The sequence below is a fragment of the Streptomyces sp. NPDC006711 genome (assembly GCF_042869775.1).
GTDB lineage: Bacteria > Actinomycetota > Actinomycetes > Streptomycetales > Streptomycetaceae > Streptomyces.
In genome coordinates, this window is record NZ_JBIAGO010000018.1 from 117,420 (window position 1) to 138,041 (window position 20,622).

Annotated in this window: 18 protein-coding genes; 11 read left to right on the forward strand and 7 right to left on the reverse strand. The window is 72.9% G+C overall.

Translation table 11 applies throughout. The features are described from left to right. The first annotated feature begins 3 nt into the window (after positions 1–3). On the forward strand, positions 4–1,005 hold the full coding sequence (locus ACFYM2_RS28730; RefSeq protein ID WP_388456582.1) for an aldo/keto reductase: 1,002 nt from the start codon (positions 4–6) through the stop codon (positions 1,003–1,005). Positions 1,006–1,221: 216 nt separating this feature from the next. Here the strand turns inward: ACFYM2_RS28730 and ACFYM2_RS28735 are convergent, their stop codons facing one another. Next, the gene (locus ACFYM2_RS28735) at positions 1,222–4,083 is read right to left on the reverse strand and encodes an ATP-binding protein (RefSeq protein WP_388840240.1); all 2,862 of its coding nucleotides are present in this window, start codon (positions 4,081–4,083) and stop codon (positions 1,222–1,224) included. 17 nt (positions 4,084–4,100) lie between these two features. On the opposite strand from ACFYM2_RS28735, the gene ACFYM2_RS28740 reads away from it, so the two are divergent. Further along, positions 4,101–5,324 (forward strand): GNAT family N-acetyltransferase, encoded by a 1,224-nt coding sequence (locus ACFYM2_RS28740; protein WP_388840243.1) that lies wholly within the window; start codon positions 4,101–4,103, stop codon positions 5,322–5,324. 3 nt (positions 5,325–5,327) lie between these two features. Here the strand turns inward: ACFYM2_RS28740 and ACFYM2_RS28745 are convergent, their stop codons facing one another. From ACFYM2_RS28745 to ACFYM2_RS28755, 3 genes are all read right to left on the reverse strand, one after another. Further along, on the reverse strand, positions 5,328–5,972 hold the full coding sequence (locus ACFYM2_RS28745; RefSeq protein ID WP_388840246.1) for a hypothetical protein: 645 nt from the start codon (positions 5,970–5,972) through the stop codon (positions 5,328–5,330). A 152-nt stretch (positions 5,973–6,124) separates the two neighbouring features. Next, positions 6,125–6,493 (reverse strand): ArsR/SmtB family transcription factor, encoded by a 369-nt coding sequence (locus tag ACFYM2_RS28750; protein ID WP_388840249.1) that lies wholly within the window; start codon positions 6,491–6,493, stop codon positions 6,125–6,127. A gap of 171 nt (positions 6,494–6,664) precedes the next feature. Beyond that, positions 6,665–8,884 carry an MMPL family transporter gene (locus ACFYM2_RS28755; protein WP_388840252.1) on the reverse strand — a complete coding sequence of 740 codons (2,220 nt, stop codon included), beginning with the start codon at positions 8,882–8,884 and terminating at the stop codon, positions 6,665–6,667. Between the two features lie 324 nt (positions 8,885–9,208). On the opposite strand from ACFYM2_RS28755, the gene ACFYM2_RS28760 reads away from it, so the two are divergent. Together ACFYM2_RS28760 and ACFYM2_RS28765 are read left to right on the forward strand one after the other, a co-directional pair. Beyond that, positions 9,209–9,442 (forward strand): hypothetical protein, encoded by a 234-nt coding sequence (locus ACFYM2_RS28760; protein ID WP_350232442.1) that lies wholly within the window; start codon positions 9,209–9,211, stop codon positions 9,440–9,442. Continuing rightward, a complete protein-coding gene (locus tag ACFYM2_RS28765) occupies positions 9,439–10,212 on the forward strand; it encodes a sensor domain-containing protein (protein ID WP_388840256.1) in 774 nt (257 codons plus the stop codon). Before ACFYM2_RS28760 ends, ACFYM2_RS28765 begins: the two co-directional genes overlap by 4 nt. Here ACFYM2_RS28765 and ACFYM2_RS28770 read toward each other — a convergent pair. Next, positions 10,175–10,408, reverse strand: coding sequence for a hypothetical protein (locus ACFYM2_RS28770; RefSeq protein ID WP_358998824.1), 234 nt, complete (start codon positions 10,406–10,408; stop codon positions 10,175–10,177). The genes ACFYM2_RS28765 and ACFYM2_RS28770 overlap by 38 nt on opposite strands. Positions 10,409–10,526: 118 nt before the next feature. Here ACFYM2_RS28770 and ACFYM2_RS28775 point away from each other — a divergent pair, with 118 nt between their 5' ends. The 7 genes from ACFYM2_RS28775 to ACFYM2_RS28805 all read left to right on the forward strand — a co-directional run bounded on the left by ACFYM2_RS28775 (position 10,527) and on the right by ACFYM2_RS28805 (position 17,819). Further along, positions 10,527–11,420 (forward strand): carbon-nitrogen hydrolase family protein, encoded by an 894-nt coding sequence (locus ACFYM2_RS28775; protein WP_388840259.1) that lies wholly within the window; start codon positions 10,527–10,529, stop codon positions 11,418–11,420. A gap of 322 nt (positions 11,421–11,742) precedes the next feature. Then, positions 11,743–12,840, forward strand: coding sequence for a DUF4190 domain-containing protein (locus ACFYM2_RS28780; RefSeq protein ID WP_388840262.1), 1,098 nt, complete (start codon positions 11,743–11,745; stop codon positions 12,838–12,840). Positions 12,841–12,995: 155 nt separating this feature from the next. Next, positions 12,996–13,748 carry a GntR family transcriptional regulator gene (locus tag ACFYM2_RS28785; RefSeq protein WP_358998815.1) on the forward strand — a complete coding sequence of 251 codons (753 nt, stop codon included), beginning with the start codon at positions 12,996–12,998 and terminating at the stop codon, positions 13,746–13,748. A 227-nt stretch (positions 13,749–13,975) separates the two neighbouring features. After that, positions 13,976–14,158 carry an SPOR domain-containing protein gene (locus tag ACFYM2_RS28790; protein ID WP_350232448.1) on the forward strand — a complete coding sequence of 61 codons (183 nt, stop codon included), beginning with the start codon at positions 13,976–13,978 and terminating at the stop codon, positions 14,156–14,158. A gap of 64 nt (positions 14,159–14,222) precedes the next feature. Further along, positions 14,223–14,624 carry a (deoxy)nucleoside triphosphate pyrophosphohydrolase gene (locus ACFYM2_RS28795; protein WP_388840265.1) on the forward strand — a complete coding sequence of 134 codons (402 nt, stop codon included), beginning with the start codon at positions 14,223–14,225 and terminating at the stop codon, positions 14,622–14,624. Positions 14,625–14,717: 93 nt separating this feature from the next. Next, positions 14,718–15,122, forward strand: coding sequence for an ATP-binding protein (locus ACFYM2_RS28800; RefSeq protein ID WP_350232450.1), 405 nt, complete (start codon positions 14,718–14,720; stop codon positions 15,120–15,122). Positions 15,123–15,287: 165 nt separating this feature from the next. Further along, entirely contained in the window at positions 15,288–17,819 is a 2,532-nt protein-coding gene (locus tag ACFYM2_RS28805) for a SpoIIE family protein phosphatase (protein WP_358998809.1), read from the forward strand. 12 nt (positions 17,820–17,831) lie between these two features. Here ACFYM2_RS28805 and ACFYM2_RS28810 read toward each other — a convergent pair whose 3' ends face one another. Next, positions 17,832–18,524, reverse strand: a complete 693-nt coding sequence (locus ACFYM2_RS28810) for a PspA/IM30 family protein (protein WP_358998806.1) — start codon at positions 18,522–18,524, stop codon at positions 17,832–17,834. Next, entirely contained in the window at positions 18,521–20,107 is a 1,587-nt protein-coding gene (locus ACFYM2_RS28815; protein WP_388840268.1) for a TPM domain-containing protein, read from the reverse strand. Before ACFYM2_RS28815 ends, ACFYM2_RS28810 begins: the two co-directional genes overlap by 4 nt. Positions 20,108–20,622 lie beyond the last annotated feature (515 nt).

The following is a 20,622-nucleotide window of genomic DNA, read 5'->3' on the forward strand; positions in this document are numbered from 1 at the left end:
TCCGTGAAACACCGCACACTCGGCACCCACGGGCCACGGGTGTCTGCCGTGGGGCTCGGCTGCATGGGCATGTCCGTCGCCTACGGGGTGCCGGACGCCGCTGAGTCGGGGCGCACGCTGGACCGCGCTCTCGACGTCGGGGTCGACTTCCTCGACACGGCGGACGCGTACGGACGCGGCGCCAACGAGGAGCTTCTGGGCACCTGGTTGCGCCGCAGGGCCGCCGAGCGGGGCCGCGTGGTGCTGGCGACGAAATTCGGGCTGCGCCACGACCCCGAGTCCGGCCGGGTGGACCGCGTGGACACATCGGCGGAGTACGTACGGAGCGCCTGCCACGCGTCGCTGCGCCGCCTGGGCGTCGACTACATCGACCTCTACTGTGTGCACCGCCGCGACCCCGCGACCCCCATCGAGGAAACGGTCGGCGCGATGGCCGAGTTGGTGAAAGCGGGTGACATCCGGTACCTCGCGCTGAGCGAGGTCGGCGCCGACACGCTGCGCCGGGCCCACGCCGTGCACCCCATCAGCGCGGTCCAGTTGGAGTACTCGCTCTTCACCAGGGACGTGGTGGAGGGCGAGATGCTGGACACCTGCCGGGAACTCGGCATATCGGTGGTGGCCTACTCTCCGCTCGGGCGCGCCATGCTGACCGGCAGCATCACGGCGGTGGGCGACCTGGGCAGCGGGGACAACCGCAGGCGCTGGCCCCGGTTCGCCGACGAGAACCTGGCGCACAACCTGACCCTGGTCGAGGCCGTGCACCGGGCCGCCGACGAGATCGGCTGCACGCCCGCGCAGGCCGCCCTCGCTTGGCTGCTGGCGCAGGGCGACGACATCGTTCCCATCCCCGGTACGAAGAAACGGCGCTATTTGGAAGAGAACGCGGCGGCCGCCGACGTGACCCTGACCGCGGAGCAGTGCGCGCTGCTGCGCGGCGCGGTGCCGGACGGGGCGGTGGCCGGCGGCCGCTATCCGGAGCAGGCCATGTCCCGGCTCGGCCACTGATCTCCGCCGGCCGACACCGGTGAGCGGGGTGACGCAGTCGCGGGCCGCGCTGGTCACAGGCGCCGAGGTGGCCCTGGTGGTTTGGCTGGACCTCGATCGGGAAGGCTGTTCGGTCGCCCCGGTCGCCCCGGTCGCCCCGGTCGCCCCGGCCACGCCGGTCACCCCGGTCACGGCCGGACAGCGGCACCGGCCACCCAGCCACCGAGCCCGTCGTGCTTAGGGATGCACAGGACGCTCCGCACCGTCGGCGTGCCGTGGTTGGGGTGGTGGGGCGGCCAGGCCCTGTTGGAAGGCTATGGATGCCGCCTCCGTGCGGGTGGCCGCGTTCAGCTTGGTCAGGATGTGGGAGACGTGGACGCCCGCCGTGCTGGGGGAGATGTGCAGGCGGGCGGCGATCCGACGGTTGGTCAGGCCGTCGGCGAGCAGCTGGAGCACTTCACGCTCGCGTTCCGTGAGGCCGTCCTGGGCGGACCGGGGGCGCAGGAGCCGGGTGATCTGGCGGGACAGGGGCGCGGCCCCCAGGGCATGGGACAGCCGGGCGGCTTCGTGGAGGCGTGTCGTCGCGCCGGGCCGGTCGCCGCAGGCCAGGGCGGCGCGCGCGCCGTGGAAGAGGCACAGCGCCAGTTCGTAGGGCTGTCGCAGTTCACGCCAGCGGGCCACCGCGTGATCCCAGCCTTCGTCGTCGATCAGTGCCCGGAGCATGGTCTGCCAGGCCGAGTCCAGTGCTCCGTCCACACCGAGCGCCGCGTCCACGGCGGCCAGTTGGGCTTGCCGGGCCGCGACCCGCTGCCGCAGTTCGCGGTCGGCGCGCGGTGACAGCCGTGCCCGCTGCACCAGGGCGCCCGCCACCAGGACCGGCCGGGCGTCGCTGCTGAAGACCCGGGTGAGCGCCGGGTCGGACAGGGCGCGCTCCACATACCGGTCGGCGCGCTCCATGTCGCCCTGGGCGGCCGCGAGCAGACACAGCAGCTGGTGGCGGGGGGCCAGGCTCCCGCTCGGGGGCTGGTCTTCGCCGTCCAAGTGCCGCAAGGCCGCCGCGACTTCGGCCGCCGTCGTCAAGTCGCCGCGCAACAGCGCCAGATGGCCGGTGAGAGTGCGCAGTCCCCGCTTCGACTGCGGGGGCGCGTCCTCCCGCAGGGCCTGCGCCAGCACGGTGGCCGCCTCGTCCCAGCGTCCGGCCAGGATGAGGCCGCGGGCCGCGTACCGGGCGAGTTCCGCGCCCCGGCTGCGGCCGAGCCCGTACCGGCGGGCGAGACGCATCCCGTCGCGGGCCGCCTCGATGGCGCGCGGGTGGTCGCCCGCCTTGGTGTGCAGCGTGGCCTCGTACATCGGTACCGTCATCAACAGGTCGCTGCTGTCGAGCCGTTCGGCGAGGGCGCGGGCTTCGGTCAGCGCCGCGAGGTGGCCGGTCATGGATGCGACGCCGAGGAGCCCGCGGATGGTGACCGTGGCGTCACCGGTGGCCCGGCCGATGGCAAGGGCCTCGTCGAACGGGGCGCGGGCCCGCTCGATCTCGGGCAGCAGCCCCATCGCCAGGACGCCGAGCAGCCGGCCACGCTGGAGGCCGCCGGGAGGCAGCAGGTCCAGGGCGCGCTCCCAGTCGGCTGTCCCGGTGCCACCCAGCCGGTGCCGCAGCCTGCCACGGTGTTCGAGAAGCAGGGCGGTCCGCTCGGGCTCGTGCCGCTCGTCCACGGCGGCGAGCGCGGCGTCGGCGTACTCGATGCCGAGGGCGTAGTCGCCGCTGAGCATGCACGCCTCGGCGGCGTCCGTCAGTACGTCGATCCGGTCGGCGCCCAGCTGGACTTCCGGGTCCCAGAGGTCGAGGACCACGCCGAGCAGGCGTACTTGTTCGGCGTAGGCGTAGGACCGGTGGGCCTGGCCGGCGGCCAGGTGGGTGGCCGACAGGGCCAGGGCGCGGTCACCGGCTGCCCGGGCGTGGGCGGCCAGTTCCGCCGGGGCGCCGTGCGCGCGCAGCGCCTGGGCATAGCGCGCGTGCAGCCGGGCCCGCTCGCCGGGCAGCAGGTCCTCGTACACCGCGTCCCGGATCAGGGCGTGGCGGAACGCGTAGCCGTCGCCGGACATGACCAGCAGGCTCTTGTCGATCAACTCCCGCAGCACGGCGTCCAGTTCGGCCCCGTCGTGTCCGGTCACCTCGGCCAGCAGACGGTGCGGGAGGTGCCCGCCCGACACCGAGGCGACGCGCAGCAGTTCGCGAGCGGGGCCCGGCAGCGAGCGCGGGCCGTTCAAGAGGAGGTCGCGGGCGCTGTCCGGGGTCCGCTCACCTGACCGGGCCAGCGCCTCGACGAACAGCGGGTTGCCGTCACTGCGTTCATGGACGCGGCCGACGGTGGCCGGATCCGGTTCGGTGCCGAGGATGGCGGCCAGTTGGCGGCCCACGTCCCGTGCGTCGAGACGGTCCAGGCGCAGCCGGGTGGTGCCCGGGCGGCGGATGAGTTCCGAGAGCAGTGCTCCGGTCTCCGGCGGGCGGCAGGTGATCACGAGGAGCACCCCGGCCGCACTCAGGTTCCGTACGAGGAATCCGAGGAGTTCACTGGTGGCGGCGTCCGCCCAGTGCAGGTCCTCGATCGTGAGGACGAGCGGCTGGTGGGCGGCGGCTCGTTCGACCAGCATCAGCACCTCCTCGTACAGCTGGTGCTTGCCGCCCTCGGTGTCCTCGGCCGCCTTGCCGAGTTCGGGGAACCAGCGGGCCAGCCTGCGGCACGGCCCCGGCGTCACGCCCTCGATCCGGATCAGGGTCCGCAGGATCGTCACGAACGGCGCGTACGGCAGGCCGTCGCGGCCCAGCTCCGCGCACGCGCCGCCGACCACCCGCACGCCGGGGCCGAGCGAGAGCGCGAACTCGGCGAGCAGCCGGGACTTGCCGATCCCGGCGTCCCCGGTCACAAGCGCCACCCCCGGGCCCCGCTCGACGGCCGTGTCCAGGGCCGCCCTCAGCGCCGACAACTCCTCGTCCCTGCCGACGAACACCGGACTGACCACACGCCACGTCACCACCGCGCCAGCATATAAATGCTGCATATAAATAGAGAGATCGCCCGACGCGCCGTGCCTGTTCATCCCGCGACGCTCGGCACATGACGACGACCTACCCGCTGCGCACCATCACCGCCCACGAGATCGACGCATGGGCCCGCATGGTCACCACGACCTACGGCCAGGACTGGCGGGAGGGCGGACTGCGAGGCGCCGCCCGCTCCCTCGAACCCGGCCGTACGATCGCCGCCTTCGACGGCCCGGAGATCGTCGGGGGCGCCTCGATCTACGGACGCCTCCTGACGGTCCCCGGCGGGGCCGCGCCCGTCGCCGGCATCACGCTGGTCGCGGTGCTGCCCACCCACCGGCGGCGCGGCATCCTCACCGCGATGATGCGCGAACAGCTCACCGGCCTGCACGAGGCGGGCGGCGAGCCGATCGCCGCGCTCAACGCCGCCCAGGCCACGATCTACGGCCGGTTCGGGTACGGCGTGGCCAGCCACGTGGCCCAGATCCGCGGCGACAAGCGGTTCATGGCGCTGCGCCCCGGCACCGATCCGGGCGAGGGGACCATCCGTCTGCTCGGCCGCGAGGACGCCCGTCCGCTCCTGGAGAAGATCTACGAGCGGGCGCGCGAAGGCGCGGTCGGCTGGGTCGACCGGACCGAGAAGTACTGGCAGGCGCGGCTCGCGGACGGTGAGGGCGCACGCGAAGGAGGTACGGCTCTGCGGTACGCCGTCCATCGGGAGCCCAGCGGTGAGGCCACCGGATACGCCCTCTACCGCTCCATGCCGGACCTGGTGCGGGTCATAGAGGTCGCGGCCACCTCCCGGCAGTCGTACGCCGCTCTCTGGCGCTTCCTCATCGAACTCGACGGCCACACCGAGCTGGCCTACGACGGCGCGGTCGACGAACCGCTCACGCACCTGCTGGCCGATCCGCGCGCGGCCCGCACCACGCTGATGGACAACCTCTGGGTCCGGCTGGTGGACATCGGCCGGGCGTTGAGCGCACGCCGCTACGCGACCGGGCTTGACGTCGTTGTGGAGGTGCGGGACACGTTCTGCCCCTGGAACGTCGGCCGCCACCGCCTGACGGCCGACGGCGACACCGTCACGTGTGAACGCACCCGGGCCCGGGCCGACCTGCGCGTGACCGCCGCCGAACTCGGCGCGGCCTATCTGGGCGGCACCACGCTGGCGTCGTTGGCCGCGGCGGGCCGGGTCGAGGAACTGCGCCCGGGCGCGGTCACGACCACCTCCCGCGCCTTCCACGGCGACTGCGCGCCGTTCCACCCGTCGGGGTGGGCGTTCCCGGCGTTCTGACGATCAGCCTGTCGTGGTTCCGGGCGCGTCGGCCGGGTTGAGGACCGACGTGATCTCCGGGGTGAGGGGGGCGCCGGTGAAGATGTGGCGGACGGCTGACAGGGGGATGGGGCGCTCGTAGTAGTCCTCGAAATGGGCCCGCGCGGCTTCGGGGGAGCGGTCCGCCAGGAGGTGGAAGAGGTAGCCCGAGCCGTCGGGGTCCGGGGTGTCGGGCGGGAAGGCGATGGCCGAGCCGGTGCGCCAGGCGGTGTCGCCGGGTTCCCGCCAGATGCAGACGGTGACGCTCGGGGCGTCGATGCCGGCGTCGTAGAACGCGGGGTCGTACAGGAGCGGGCGCAGGGCGGCCGGCACCTCGTCGATGACGCCGGGCCAGACGCGCTCGTCGTCCGTCGCGTACGGGCTCATCCTCGACTCGTGGTCGAAGCCCCGTATGAGCACGCCGGCCGGCGTGAAGTGGATGGAGAAGTCGTTCCCCGACCCGCTCTCCATCAGAGCCGCCTCTTGCCCGGGGCCCCAGGCGGTGAAGGTGTAGCAACAGGACTGCGGGTGGTCGCTGACCGCGGCGTCCAGCGCCGCCAACGCGCGCATGTGGGCGCGCAGTTCGACGGGGTCCGGCAGGAGGGCGGCGAGTTCGTGGACGGTGCTCATGGGTGTCATGAGAGCAGTTGCCACTGACAGTCCTGTCACAGCCGCTGCTGCCGCCGTCGTTCCCGTCACCGACCCCTGCCTGCCGGCGCGCCGCGCCAAGGTGGACGACATCCCCGGGTCGTCCGCCCGGGCCGCGTCTGACGGGCGATCCCTCAGGCGCGCTTCTTCTTCGGAGCGGGCGCAGGGGCGGGATCCGTGTCCGGGGCCGGCTCCGCCGGTGGGGTTTGCTCGGTGTCCTCGGCCACGGCCGCCAGAATCGTGGCTACGTTCACGCGCAGGTCGAACGGGGCCAGTTCGAAGTACTTCAGCGCCTTGCCGTCCTCGGAGAGCTCCAGGCTGCCGAGCACGAGGCCGGCCTTCTCCAGGCGTTCCAGGTGCATGTAGAGCAGGGGGCGTGACATGCCGAGGCGGCGGGCCAGTTCGCTGACGTACATGCGGCCCTCGGAGAGCTCGGCGATGACGCGCAGCCGCTGGGCGTGGCCGACCGCGGCCAGTACGGCCAGTAGCTCCTCGCTGGTCATGGCCCACCTCTAGCGTCCTGGAAACCTGTAGGCCGAGACTTTCCCATGGCATGAACGGCTGTCAAACGTACGTCATGACCTACAGGCGCAGTGCGGGAAAAGGGCGGGCGCCGGGCCGGGGGTGTCCGGTCCGGCGTCCGTGCGGGGGGCCGGCACCCGGGGTGGGGGCGGTCAGTGGTAGGTCGGGGCCGGCGCGGGGCCGGCCGGCGCGGGGCGGGCGTCCCGCTGGGCGCGGCGCACCGCGCGCGAGGGCCACCAGCTGGCGTCGCCGAGCAGCATCAGGGCGGCGGGCAGGATCATGACGCGGATGACGAACGCGTCCAGGAGCACCGCCACCGCGAGGCTGAAGCCGATCTGCTTCATCTCGGCCAGGTGCAGGAACATGAAGCTCGCGAACACCGTCACCATGACGACCGCCGCACTGGTGACCACCTTGGCCGAGTGCCCGATGCCGTCGATCACCGCCTGCCGGGTGGGCACCCCGCGCAGCGCCGCTTCCTTGATGCGGCTGACGACGAAGACCTGGTAGTCCATCGAAAGCCCGAAGAGGATCACGAAGAGGAACAGCGGGACCCGGGATCCGATCGCGTGCGTGGCGCTGTCCTCGAAGCCGAACACCGTGGACGCCAGGCCCCATTGGAAGAAGACGACGACCAAACCGAACGAGGCGCCGACGGACAGCAGGTTGAGCAGGACGCCGAGCGCCGCGATGGTGGCCGAGCCGAAGACGAACAGGGTCAGAGCGAAGGTCAGCAGGAGCAGGAACCCGACGACGACGGGCAGCTTGTCGTTCTGATGGGCGAGGTAGTCGGCGTCCTGGGCGACCGGACCGCTGACCGCGAACTCGGCGCCCGGCACCTTCCCGAGCGTCTGGGGCAGATAGCCGCGGCGCAGTTCCGTCAGAGAGTCGTGCGCCTGGGACGAGTTCAGACTGAACGGCACGGACAGGGTCATGACGCTGATCCGGCCGTCGGGGGTGGTCTCGACGCGGGGCGGCTTCTTGGCGAACATCGGGTCGGCCTGCGCCTTGGCGGCCAGCTCGTTCAGGGCCGTCCGTACTTCGCTCCGCTCACCGGGGTTGTTGTCGCGCACCATCACCCAGTGCTCGGCCAGCAGGTCGGGGAAGGCCGCGTTGAGACGGTCGTAGGTCTTCAACTCCGGGATGGCCCGGGAGTGGGTGGCCAGGTTCAGGACCCGCAGGTGCATGCCGAGCGCGGGGACCGCGAGGCCCGCCATGGCCAGCACCGAGATGACCAGGGTGGCCACCGGGCGGTTCTTGGCCGGGCGGAGCAGAGCGGTCCACACCCGGCCCGTCCCGCCCCGCGCCCGCCGCCCGGCGGGCCTGCCGCGCCGCGCCGCCCGGGACGCCTTGCGGTCCAGGCGGCGGCCGATCAGGACGAGCAGGGCGGGCAGCGCGGTCATGGAGCTGAGGACGGCGACCAGAACGACCACGATGGTCGAGACGGCCAGCGAGGTGAAGATGATGTCGGTGGCGAGGAAGAGGGTGGCGGTGGACAGGGCCACCGCGAGGCCCGAGACGGCGATCGCCCGGCCCGAGGCCGCGGCGGCGATCCCCACCAGGGCCTCGGGGCTCAGCCTGCCCTGCGCCCTGGCGCGTTCGTCGCGCTCCCGCTTGAGGTAGAAGAGCGTGTAGTCGACCCCGACCGCCATGCCGATCAGCAGGATGACGCTCTTGCCGACCCCCGCGTCGGGCACCAGGTGCGAGATCAGCTGAGACAGGCCCATGGCGGCGCCGATCGAGGAGACCGCGAGCAGCAGCGGCACCCCGACCATGATCAGTGAGCCGAACACGACCAGCAGGGTGATCAGGGTGATGGGGAAGGTGATCTTCTCCGACGCCGCGAGGTCGTCGCCGCGCGAGGTGTCGAGCCCCTTGGAGACCGAGGCGTCGCCGGACTCCTCGACCTTCAGATCCGGGTTCTTCCGCTGGACCTCGACGCTCTGGTCGAGCAGCGGCTGGATGTGCCGCTGGGCCTCAAGTCGCTTGGCTTTCATGGCCACTTCGACCATGAGCATCGTGCCGTCGGCCGAGCGCACCGGGGCCGCGACGTGGTCGACCTCGGGCAGCCGCCGCATCCGCTCCACCACGTCCCGCGCGGCGCTCACCGCGTTCGCCCCGGGTTCCGCGCCGGACTTCTCGGTGATCATGATCCGTTCGGCGGGCCTGTGCTGGAGGTTGCCCTCCGCGGCGATGGCCTCGGCCCGGCCCGCCTCGCCGACCCAGTAGTCCTTGTCGCCGGCGTCGACCGTGCCGACCGCGCCGCCGATGGCGAGGCACAGGGCGACGAACACGAACCACCCGGCGATGGCCCGTCCCGGATGCCGGGCGCTCCAGCTCGCCACCCTCACGGTGATTGGCTGTCTCTTCACTGACCCAGCTCCTTACAGAAGTCACTGCTCTCCGACGGGTGTAAGTCGAGAGTTACATGTGACTTGGCGGGCCGTCAACTGCCGTGAAGCGGCCCTCGTGTGAGCGCTCGGTCGGGCCTCGTGCGGCCCTCGTGCGGGCGCGCGCGTGCCCGTTCTTCCCTTGTGCGCTGGGGGAGTTGAGGGCTGGGGGCCTCGGAGCCGCGGGCGCGCCGGACCGGTGGGATCCAGCCTTGACCGCACGGGCGGCCATGTGTAAGTCTCGGCTTACAGGCTCGGGGGTGCCGTCAGGGAAGGGCCCGCCACCAGGAAGAAGGGGGGCGCGGCATGACCGGCGCCGTCATCACCATCTCCATCACGCTGCTCGTCGTGGGCGGCATCACGGCGAGCGTGGTCGCCTATTTCCGGCTGCTGCGCCACCGCGCCGACGCGGTCGCCATGGCCGAATTCCGCAAGCTGGCCGAGGAGTTGCCGCTCGTGCAGCAGGCGCTCGGCAGACAGCTGGGCGCTTTGGAGGAGCGGATGAAGTCCATCGAGAACCTGCTGCGAAGCGTCGGATGAGCGCGCCGAGCTCCGCCCGGCGGCTGCGCGTCCACCGCCATCCCGTACGGATGCTGCTCTCGCCCGCGCCCTGGTGCGCGACGGGCTATCTGCTCAGCTATCTGGTGACGGGCCCGGCCCTGTTCGCCGTGGCGGCCGCCGCCCTGGTGCTCGGCGTGGTGTTCGCCCAGTTCACCCTCACCGTGGCGCTGACGGTCGGCTCGGCATGGGTCGTGCGCTGCTGCGCGCAGGTGGAGCGGGGCCGCGCGGTGCTGGTCGACGAGCCGGTCCCGTACGCCTATCGAGCCCCCGTGAAGCCGGGCCTCGTCGGACAGTTCGCGGCGCGCTGCGGCGACCCGGTGACCTTCCGCGACCTGGCCTGTCTGGTGCTGCTCTTCCCGTTCCTGCTGCTGCTCGACCTCGTCACGCTCGTGGTGTGGCTGGTGCTCCTGGCCGGCGTCTCGCTGCCGCTGTGGTCCTGGAGCCTCAACTGGCGTCAGAGCGACGGAAGTTGGATCACGGGGGTATGGATCGGGGGGCCCGACGAGGGCGCCCCCGGGTTCTGGATCGCCGGCTGGCCCGCGGCGCTCGCCACCGCCGCCTGCTGTCTCGCCCTGCTCCTGTACGCCTGCTACGGCGTGGTGGCGGCGGCGCGGCTGCATCTGCGCGTCGCCCGCGCCCTGTTGAGGCCGCCGCGCGATCCCTTGGCGCGGGCCAGGGCAGTCCTCGCCGGACCGGGCCCCCTCGCGCGGGTCAGTCCACGCTGCGCAGCAGGGTCTCGACCGACTTGACGCGGTCGTGCAGCGCGCTGAACTCCCCTCGCAGCGCCACCTGGTTGGCGACCGCCTCCTCGGCGAGCCTGCGGTACTCGGCCATGGCGACGGCGTCGGCGCGGTGACGTTGCAGTCCGAAGTACGCGACCACGCTCGCCGTGATGCCGCCGATGACGATCAAAACGATGGCGATGGCGATGACAGCGCCGGTCATGCGGGCCCCCCTTGGTGCGTTCCGTTTGGTGCGTTCCGTGCTCGTTACCCGTGCCGTGAGGGATCGTATCCACGTTCGGACCCGGGGGCCGGGCCGGTCGGCGGTAGGGTCGAGGTCCATGATCGGATCGCAGCTTCCCCTGACACCCCTCCGCATCGCCGCCGCGCAGGCCCAGGCGGCCCCGGGCGAGATCGAGACCAACGCGGCCACCGTGGCGCGGATGGTGCGCGCCGCCGGGGACGAGGGCGTACGGGTCGTGGTGTTCCCCGAGAAGTTCCTCAGCGGGTACGAGCCGGACCTGATCCGCGCCGATCCCGAGCGCTGCGCGGCGCACCCGGAGGATTCCCGACTGGAGCCGGTCGCCGACGCGTGCCTGCGGGCCGGGGTCACCGCGGTCGTCGGGGCCGCAGTGCGGGTCGGCGGCGAGCTGCGGGTGTCCGCCTTCGTCATCGACGGGAGCGGGGTCGTGGGGCGCTACGACAAGCAGACGCTGTTCAAGAGCGAGCGGGCGCTCTACGCACACGGCCCGGCGGGCGCCACCCTCGAAGTGGACGGCTGGCGGCTCGGCCTGGGCATCTGTTACGACTCCGGCTTCCCCGAGCACGCCCGCGCGGCGGCGCTCGACGGTTGCCACGCCTATGTCGTGGGCGCCCTGTTCAGCGAGGGCAACGGCTATCACGAGTCCCGGATCTGGTTCCCGGCGCGGGCCTTCGACAACACCGTCTACGCCGTGCTCGCCAACCACATCGGCGTGACCGGCGGCTGGCGCACCTGCGGGAGCAGCGCGGTGTGGGGGCCCGACGGGCGCGTCGTGGCCGAGGGGAGCCGCACGGAGGAGCAACTGGTCGTCGCCGACCTGCTCCCCGAACGACTGCGCGCGGCGCGGGAGGCGGAGCCGATGCTGCGTGACCTGCATGACACGGCATCGGCGCCCCGCGCCCTGCTGCGTACGGCGCCCCCGGCGCGGACCGTAACCGTGAGCTCCAACACGCCCACCGCCAGCGGTAGTTGAGGGCTTCCCGAGACCGGCCCGGGCGCGAACGCCGCCGTGCGGCGCCTCCGGCGGTCTGCGCCGTACGAGGTGCGCGCGGGGACGGCCCGGCCGGCTGCGCCCCGTCGCGGTCCGCGTACCATGCGCATTCGCGCAACCGTTCGCACCGCCGATGAGGAGCACCCTTTCCGTGGAGATACCGCCGCCGCCCGCGCCCGGGCAGCCCCAGGGACCGCAGCCGGGGCCGGGGTCCGGATGGCCGACGCCGGGCCAGGCGCCGGGGGCGCACCCGGGCTCCTATCCGGGGCAGCCGACGCACGGCGGTCCCTGGTACCCCTACCCGATGGCGCCGCAGGCCCCGCCGATGAGCGGCCTGGCCATCGCCTCCCTGGTCACCGGCATCGTGTGCTGTGTGCCCCCGCTCGGTCTGATCCTGGGCGCCTTCGCCCTCGGGAAGATCAAGAGGGAGGGGCAGCGCGGCAAGGGCATGGCCGTCGCCGGCATGGTGCTCTCCACGATCAGCGTGGTCCTTGTCGTCGTCTCGATCGTGACGGGCGGACTCGCCGACGGCTGGGCGGGCTTCAAGGAGGGCTGGAACAGCTCCACCGGCACGCGCAGCACCCTGGACCTGCGCAAGGGGGACTGTTTCAACGTGCCGGGCGGCAAGCTGGAGCGCGAGGTCGTCTCGGTCCAGGTGGTGCCGTGCTCGGACCGGCACGACGGCGAGGTGTCCGGCTCCTTCCGGCTGTCCGACGGCGACACCTACCCGGGCACGAGCGTGATCTCCGCGCAGGCCGACACGCGCTGCCTCGCCCTCGGGCAGGAGTACGCCATGGACCGCTGGAAGGTGCCGGCGGCGGCGGATCCGTACTACTACACACCGAGCCAGGAGAGCTGGGGCTTCGGCGACCACACGGTGACCTGCGCGTTCGCCTCGCAGGGCAGCAAGCTCCAGGGCTCGGTGCGCAACGACGCCACCAGCCTCGACGCGGACCAGCTCGCCTTCCTGCGGGCGGCCAACGCCATCGACACCGTCATGGACAAGGCTCCCGACGAGGACCGGGTCGAGGACGACGTGCCCGGGTTCAGGACATGGGCGGCCAAGGTGGCCGTCGAACTCGACGTGCAGACGGGCGCGTTGAGCGCGCACCACTGGCCCGCCGGATCGGCCGCCGCCGTTCAGCCGTACATCGACGGCCTGAAGAGTGCCCAGAAGGAGTGGCATCAGGCGTCCGGCGCCACCGACGCGGACACCTTCTACCAGCACTCCGCGGCGGCCGCCAAGGGACAGAGGCAGTCGACCGAGATCACCGCCCGCGCCGCGCTCCACCTCGCCACGACCCCGCCCGCCACCGGCGGGGGCTCGGACGGCGACGGCGACGGCGGTCGCGAGGGTGTCAGCGGCGGCGGTTCCGGAACCGGTGGTTCCAAGAGCGTCTAGAAGCGCGCGAGAGGGGCAGAACGTACCCGCTGAACCGCGGGTACGCGCTGGGCAGCGGCAAGTCATCACTTCGAGTGAATGTCTGGCCTTTGCTTGCGGGAGTCAACCCACGGTTGCCACGCTGTTGCAGTCTGTCAACCTGATGGGAGTGGCCAGTGACATTCGGTGAGCAGCCGGCCTATCTGCGCGTAGCCAGCGATCTGCGGGAGAAGATCGTGAGTGGTTCGCTGCCGCCGCACACCCGGCTCCCCTCGCAGGCCAGGATCCGCGAGGAGTACGGGGTTTCGGACACCGTGGCCCTGGAGGCCCGCAAGGTGCTGATGGCCGAGGGCCTGGTCGAGGGCCGCTCGGGTTCGGGTACGTATGTGCGCGAGCGCCCGGTGCCGCGCCGGGTGGCCCGCTCCGGCTACCGCACCGCCAGGGGCGCCAACCCCTTCCGCCAGGAGCAGGCGGAGGAGGCGGCGCGCGGGACGTGGGAGTCGAACAGCGAGCAGGAGGAGGCGAGCCCGGAGATCGCCAAGCGGCTCGGCATCAGCCCGGGCGACCGCGTGATGCGTACGCGGTACGGCTTCCGGGACGCGGGCGAGCAGATGATGCTGTCCACGTCGTGGGAGCCGCTGGCCGTCACCGGGCGCACCCCGGTGATGCTGCCCGAGGAGGGGCCGCTCGGCGGATGCGGGGTGGTGGAGCGGATGGCCGCCATCGACGTGGTGGTGGACAACGTGGTGGAGGAGGTCGGCGCGCGCCCGGGGCTCGCGGAGGAGCTGTTGGCGCTCGGGGGCGTCCCCGGCCATGTCGTCCTGGTCATCGAGCGGACCTACTACGCCTCGGGGCGCGCGGTGGAGACGGCGGACGTGGTGGTCCCCGCCGACCGCTACCGGATCGCCTACCACTTGCCGGTGAAGTGAGCCGGGGCGCGTAACCCGGGGCCCCTCGCGGCGAGCCCGGCGGTCCCCTCACGGGGGTGCACTCATGAGTGCGCCCCCGTTTTCACGTGTGCCGGTTGACCGAATTCGTATCTCTTTGTGAAAACACGTATCCGCTGAGTAAAGGTCAGGCGTACGCTCGGGCATATGCGGATCGGGGTTTCCTGGGGATGCTTAGTGACCTGCACGCCGGAGCCGGGAGAGGTGCGATGAACGACAGTGGTGCGGTGCTCTCCTGGCTGGTGATACGTCAGGACGACAACGGCAACCAGTACCGCGTCGGCAAATACGCCACGCGCGCGGAGGCACAGCGCATCGCCGACAGCCTCGACGACCGCGGGCACAAGCAGCTCTACTGGGTCGAACGGATCGGCGCGCCCGCCCAGCAGTGAGCCCGGCGCCTGCCTCGCCGGGCAGCGCGCGAAGCCGCCAGGGGCGCGCGTTACGCTCCGGCGCATGAACGAGACCGTCGTGGTGGCCGGAGCCGTGTACGACCAAGGGCGCCTGCTCGCCGCCCGCCGCAGCGCCCCGCCCGAGCTGGCCGGCCGCTGGGAACTGCCCGGCGGCAAGGTGGAACCGGGCGAGAGCGCGCAACAGGCCCTCGTGCGCGAGCTGCGCGAAGAACTCGGCATCGAGACCGAGCCGCTGGAGCGGATCGCGGGGGAGTGGCCGCTCAGGCCCGGTCTCGTCCTGCACGCCTGGACCGCCCGCCTGCTCGACGGCGAGGCCCGCCCCCTCCAGGACCACGACGAACTGCGCTGGCTCGCGCCCGATGAGGCCGACAGCGTCGACTGGCTTCCCCAGGACCGTCCGGCGGTCGCCGAAGCCGTGCGCATTCTGGGGAAACTGGGTCATTAGTGCCGCCATCCGCCCCACTTGGGGATAGGCCGTCCCAATTACCGGGTATGTGCCTATTAATCGTTTTCAAACCCCCCGAACCATCGGATGCGGGTGATCGGCGTGATCGACACCTCGGGCGAGTGCGCCGAGTGGACCTTCCCTGCTGAGCCGGGGGCCGTACGGACCGCCCGGCACGCCGTGCGCGACGCGCTGCGCGGCTGGGACCTGGACGCCGGGGCGGTGGACGTGGCGGTCCTGCTGGTCAGCGAACTGGTGACCAACTCCCTTCGCCACGCATCGGGACCCATCGGCGTACGGCTCGACCGGCTCGACGGCACCACTCTTCTGGTGGAGGTCTCCGATCCGCTGCCGGATCCGCCCGTCGAACGCACCGCCGGAATCGACGACGAGGGCGGCCGGGGAATGCAGCTCGTGGCCTGTTCCGCCCGGCGCTGGGGAACCCGTCGCGGCAGAACGGGCAAGACCGTGTGGTTCGAGCTGGCTCTGCATGGTTAGAAGGAGGGAGGGACAGACGATCACGGCCCCGCCACGAGCCCGCCGACAACGGCTGGAAAAGAACGAGACCGGGATGTGATCGTGAACGCCGTGCCTGCTGGGGCCGTAGTGCTGAATACTGCGGTCAAGGCCGGTCCGGTGCGGTGAGCTGGAGGGGACGGTCGCGTGAGCGAGATACCTGAGACGGCGGGCGACGTCGTGTGGCAGAGCAGTCCGCCTGGCTCGATCTATGACTACATCCGCGTCGCCTCGTTCTCGATCGGGCCGGACGGACTGATCGAGCAGTGGAGCCTGCGGGCCGAGGAGCAGTTCGGCCTGGCCGCGGCCGCCGTGATCGGGCGCGATCCCGTCGAGGCGTTCATGCCCCCCGAGCTGCGCCCGAGCGGCCACCGGCGGGTCACGGAGATCCTGGACGGCAAGGAGTGGACGGGCGTCGTCCCCTTCCGCGTGCCGTCGCCCGAAGGGGGCGAGGGCGCCCAGGGTCTCGCGGAGCTGTACGTCATGCCGAGCCGGACGGCCACCGACGAGCGTGCCGCGCTCTGTATCGTCGTGGACGTACGCGCTCTGCGCGGAATCGAGACCGACCTGGCCGCCTCGCAGGCCATTTTTGGTCAATCTCCCTACGGCTTCCTCCTGTTCGGCACGGACCTCACCGTGCTGCGCGCCAACCGGCGCTTCGCCACCGTCTTCGGCGGCGACCCCGAGGAGCACCGGGGCCACACCGTGCACGACTACCTCTCACGCCCCGAGGCCGACCGGATGGCGGCCGCCCTGCGGCGGGTCCTGGACACCGGGGAATCCGTCATCGACCTCCAGATCATGGGCTCGGCGCCCGGCGGCGACCGCAGGCACTGGTCCATCAACCTCTACCGGGTGCACAGCGGCACCGGGCGCCCCATCGGCGTCGCGGGCCTCGGCATCGATGTGACCCGCCGTCACAACGCGGCCCGCGAGGCCGCCGACGCCCGCCGCAACCTGGCCCTCCTCAACGAGGCGGGCGCCCGGATGGGCAACACCCTCGACCTGGAGACCACCGCGCGCGAACTGCTCGACATCACCGTCCCCGGCTTCTGCGACCTGGCCTCCGTCGATCTCTACCAGTCCCTGCTCACCGGCGGCGACGCCGCGCCCGGCAGCTCCGACGGACGCGGCGAGCTGCGGCGCGTGGCCTTCGCGAGCGCCGTCTCGGACGCGCTGCCGGCCGGCGGCGAGGCGGAGGTGGCCGTCGGAGACATCCACCGCTACCGCTTCCACTCGCCCTACGCCGGCGCCCTGCGCACCGCGCGCACCCACACCGTGCCCTCGGACGGCGGGCTCGTGCAGACGACGCTCGCGGTCCCCATGGTCGCCCACGACACGGTCGTCGGCCTCGTGCAGTTCGCCCGCGCCAAGGGCAGCGAACCGTTCGGCGAACGCGACCGCGCGCTCGCCACCGAACTCGCCTCGCGCGCCGCCGTCTGCATCGACAACGCCCGCCTCTACCGCAGGGAGCACGAGCGCGCGCTCATCCTGCAACGCTCCCTGCTGCCGCCGGGCGCCCCCGAGGCCGCCGGGCTCGACATCGCCTGCCGCTACCTGCCCGGCAGCGCCGAGTCCGAGGTCGGCGGCGACTGGTTCGACGTCATCGAGCTGCCAGGACACCGCACCGCGCTCGTCATCGGCGACGTGATGGGGCGCGGCCTGCGCGCCGCCGTGGCCATGGGCGAACTGCGCACGGCGGTACGGACGCTGGCGCTGCTCGACCTCGAACCCGCCGAAGTGCTCTCCCACCTCGACGAGATCGCGCGCGGGCTCGGCGCCCCCGGCGGCAGCCAGCAGGCCTCGCGCGTCTCGCACAAGTCACGCGAAGCCGACCTGTCCGAGGTCTACCTGGCGACCTGTGTGTACGCGGTCTACGACCCGGTCACCCGCCGCTGCACGTTCGCCAACGCCGGGCACCTGCCGCCCGTCCTGGTCGAGCCGGGCGACGACCCGGGGGAGCCCGCGATGCTCCTCGACGTGCCGCCCGGGCTGCCGCTCGGCGTCGGCGGCGAACCCTTCGAGGAGGTCGAGGTCGATCTGCCCGAGGGCGCCCTGCTCGCGCTCTACACCGACGGGCTCGTCGAGTCCCGCGACCATCCTCTCGACGAGGGCCTGCACGCCTTCCGCAAGACCCTCACCGACCCGGACCGCCCCCTGGAGGACGTCTGCGACCAGGTGCTCGGCTCGCTCGACACCCGCCACGGCGAGGACGACATCGCGCTGCTGCTCGCCCGCGTCCAGGGTCTGCCGGTGGAATCGGTCGGCGACTGGCGGCTGCCGCGTGAGCCCCGCTCGGTGGGCCGCGCCCGCGAACTCACCCGCACGCAGCTGCTCGCCTGGGACCTCGACGACCTCGTGGACACCACCGAGCTCCTGGTCAGCGAGCTGGTCACCAACGCCCTGCGCTACGGCGACGGGGAGATCAGGCTCCGGCTCCTGCGCGACCGTACGCTCGTGTGCGAGGTGTGGGACGCGGGTCTGGTGCAGCCGAGGCGGCGCAGGGCCCGCGACACCGACGAGGGCGGGCGGGGCCTTCAGCTGGTCGGGCTGCTCAGCGCCGCCTGGGGGGCGAGGCGTACGCCGCGCGGCAAGACGGTCTGGTTCGAACTCGCTCTGCCGGGCGGGGAATCGGGCCCGGTGGAGCTGACCGAGGAGCAGATCCTGAGCATGTTCTGACGGGGGCGTCGCTCACGTGGTCGCCTTCAGTGCGGCGAGTCTCGCCTCCACCTCCGCCGTGTCACCGGGGCTCTCAAGCCGCTCGAACTCGCCGTCCAGGCAGGACGCGGCGAGTTCCCGGCCCGCGAGCCGCGCCTCCTCGCGGGCCACCTTCTCCTCGAAGCGGCCCAACTCGGTCGTGGTGTCAAGGGGGTTGACGCCCTCGGACCCGTCCCGTGTCCCCGCCCGCGCCCGTACCCCCTCGTGTCCGGACTTCAGGGCGCCGAGCCTGGCTCGCATCCCGTCGAGCGCCGCGCCGAGCCGGGCCACCAGGTCGCGCTGGGAGGCGATCGCGGGCTCGGCGGCGGTCGCCTCGCGTTCCGCTCTGAGCTGCCGGGCGAGCGCCACCTTGGCGAGCCGGTCGAAGGTGTCGGCCGCGCCGTCCGACCCGGCGGCCCGCAGGACGTCCGCCCTGCGGCTCACCGCCCGGGCCCGCGCGCCCCACTCGGCGTCCGCCCTCACGTCGTCCGCGTGGTCCTGTTCGAGCAGGCGCAGGGTGCCGAGCGTGGTGGACACGGCGCGCTCGGCGTCCGCGATGGCGTCGGTGTAGTCCCGTACGAGCCGGTCGAGCACGGCGCCCGGGTCGTCGGCCCGCGCGATCAGGGCGTCCACATCGGTGTTGGCCAGCCGGACGACGCGGCCGAGCACGGACTGCTTGTCGCTCATGGCGCTCTCCTCGCGCGGGGCCCGATCGAGGGGTGGCGGCGGGCCCGGGTCGCGGGGCCGCCGAAACCGGGCGGGCCGCCCGGGCGCCGCGAGCCGTCGGTTGCCGGGCTCTCCAGGACGATCCCGCCGGCCAGCGCGGTGACCGGGCCGCCGTCTCCGGCCCCGCCCGCGAGGCCCGGCGTCCGGTACGCCGCCACGTCCTGCTCGGCGTGGTCCAGGGCCTCCCTGGCCAGGGCGTCGGCCGCCCGGGCCGAGGACAGGGCGCCCGGCGCGTCGCTCCCGGTGTCGGGCAGCTGGGCCAGGTGCGCCCGGGCCGCCGCGAGCCGGGTACGGGCCCGGCAGCCCACCGCGCCGCCATGGGTGGCGATGTGCGCGTCGGCCGCGTCGATCGCGGCGCGGGCGGTCAGGACTGCGGAGTCCAACAGGGCGCGGCCCCGTGGTGCGGCGGCGTCGCCCGCGTCGGCCCCGGCGGTCTCGAATGCGCGGCGCGAGGCGTCGAGCGGGTCGTGCGGCCCGGCGCCGGACTCCTCGCGGACACCGGCGAGAACGGACCGGGCCCGCGCGATACGTTCCTGGCGGGCGGAGTCGGCGTCCAACTCGCCCTGCTGGTCTGCGAGTTGGTCGTCGCACGCGGTGAGCAGAGGGGGCAGTAGCTCGGCCGCTTCGGCGAGTGCGCGGCCGCGGCGCTCGACCGCGTCGGCCAGGACGCCCGTCTGGTGGACGGCGCCCTCGGCGATCCGCACCTGGGCCGCCGCGTCCGCGCGGTCGCCCGCGTCGAGTGCCTGGCGCGCCGCGTTGAGGCTGGTGGTCGCGAGCACCAAGCGGTCCTTGGCCTCCTCGATGAAACCGGCCACGGGGGCGGACGCCGAAGGGGCGTACTGCCGCAGCAGTCCGGTGAGGGTCCGCTCGGCTGCGCCGGTCCGGGTGGTCAGCTCGCGAAAGGCCGCCTCGGCGGAGGCGATGGCCCGCGCGGGGTCCTGGTCGAGGGCGCGCAGCCGGTCGAAGGCTTCGGCCTCGGCGTCCAGACACCGGCCGGCGCCGTCGCAGCGCGCGGTCATCTCGGCCAGGACGCCCCGGCGGGCGCTCTCGTCCTCGGGCCGGCCCTCGTCGAGTTCCTGCCGCAGCCGGAAGGCGGTGGCGAGTTCGCTGCGCGCGTGGGTGAGGGCGCCGGTGAAGGGGCCCACCGCCTTGGCGTCGGACTCCGCCCGCGCGAAGTCCAGCTCCTCCGCGCTGGTGCGGACCGCCTCGTCCGTGGCGACCAGGGCGGCGCGTGCCTCGTCGTCGAGTACGTCGAAGGGGGCGGCGGGTGGTACGGCCTCGGGGTGGGCGCCCGAACCGCCGGGCGTGGTGCGGGAGTGCGTACGCCGTTTGCGCTTGAGGTATGCGTAGGCGGCGAGTGCGCAGACCACGACCACGACGCCGATGGGCAGGATGAAATCGCTGCCGGAGTTGTGCGGGACGCCGTGTGGGCCGGCCGCGTGGGCGGTTCCGGTCCCGGACACCACCGAGCTCCAGTACGCCATCGCCACGGTGAGGCGTTGGGTGGCGGCGCGGTGCCGGGCTCTTTTGACGGGCGGCGTCACACCACCGAGCGTATGGCCGAATCCACCCCCTCGCACCCGCAACCCCGGGGCTCCGCCCCGGCCCCGTTCGCGCTGAACGCGCTCGTCCTCAAACGCCGGACGGGCTGGGTATGTCCATGCGGGCCAGCACCGACCCCGCCAGGGGCGCGGGGAACTGCGCGACCAGCCCCGCACGGTCCGCAGCCAGGCTCCCTGGGGCTCCGCCCCAGACCCCATTAGGCCTGAACGGCCTCGTCCTCAAACGCCGGACGGGCTGGGTATGTCCATGCGGGCCGGCACGGACCCCGCCAGGGGCGCGGGGAACTGCGCGGCCAGCCACGCACGGTCCGCAGCCGGGGTCCTTGGGGTTCCGCCCGGACGGGCTGAGGTATGCCGGGTGGGCCAGCACCAGCCCCGCCAGGGGCGCGGGGAACTGCGCGACCGGCCACCCACGGTCCGCAGCCGGGGTCCTTGGGGTTCCGCCCGGACGGGCTGAGGTATGCCGGGTGGGCCAGCACCAACCTCGCCAGGGGCGC

Excerpts from the sequence above, each read along its gene's own strand:
- ACFYM2_RS28775 (WP_388840259.1), top strand. The coding sequence starts at position 10,527 with ATGATCGGATCGCAGCTTCCCCTGACACCCCTCCGCATCGCCGCCGCG.
- ACFYM2_RS28770 (WP_358998824.1), bottom strand. The coding sequence starts at position 10,408 with ATGACCGGCGCTGTCATCGCCATCGCCATCGTTTTGATCGTCATCGGC.
- ACFYM2_RS28750 (WP_388840249.1), bottom strand. The coding sequence starts at position 6,493 with ATGACCAGCGAGGAGCTACTGGCCGTACTGGCCGCGGTCGGCCACGCC.
- ACFYM2_RS28760 (WP_350232442.1), top strand. The coding sequence starts at position 9,209 with ATGACCGGCGCCGTCATCACCATCTCCATCACGCTGCTCGTCGTGGGC.
- ACFYM2_RS28780 (WP_388840262.1), top strand. The coding sequence starts at position 11,743 with ATGGCGCCGCAGGCCCCGCCGATGAGCGGCCTGGCCATCGCCTCCCTG.
- ACFYM2_RS28745 (WP_388840246.1), bottom strand. The coding sequence starts at position 5,972 with ATGAGCACCGTCCACGAACTCGCCGCCCTCCTGCCGGACCCCGTCGAA.
- ACFYM2_RS28810 (WP_358998806.1), bottom strand. The coding sequence starts at position 18,524 with ATGAGCGACAAGCAGTCCGTGCTCGGCCGCGTCGTCCGGCTGGCCAAC.
- ACFYM2_RS28765 (WP_388840256.1), top strand. The coding sequence starts at position 9,439 with ATGAGCGCGCCGAGCTCCGCCCGGCGGCTGCGCGTCCACCGCCATCCC.
- ACFYM2_RS28740 (WP_388840243.1), top strand. The coding sequence starts at position 4,101 with ATGACGACGACCTACCCGCTGCGCACCATCACCGCCCACGAGATCGAC.
- ACFYM2_RS28790 (WP_350232448.1), top strand. The coding sequence starts at position 13,976 with ATGAACGACAGTGGTGCGGTGCTCTCCTGGCTGGTGATACGTCAGGAC.
- ACFYM2_RS28735 (WP_388840240.1), bottom strand. The coding sequence starts at position 4,083 with ATGAACAGGCACGGCGCGTCGGGCGATCTCTCTATTTATATGCAGCAT.
- ACFYM2_RS28795 (WP_388840265.1), top strand. The coding sequence starts at position 14,223 with ATGAACGAGACCGTCGTGGTGGCCGGAGCCGTGTACGACCAAGGGCGC.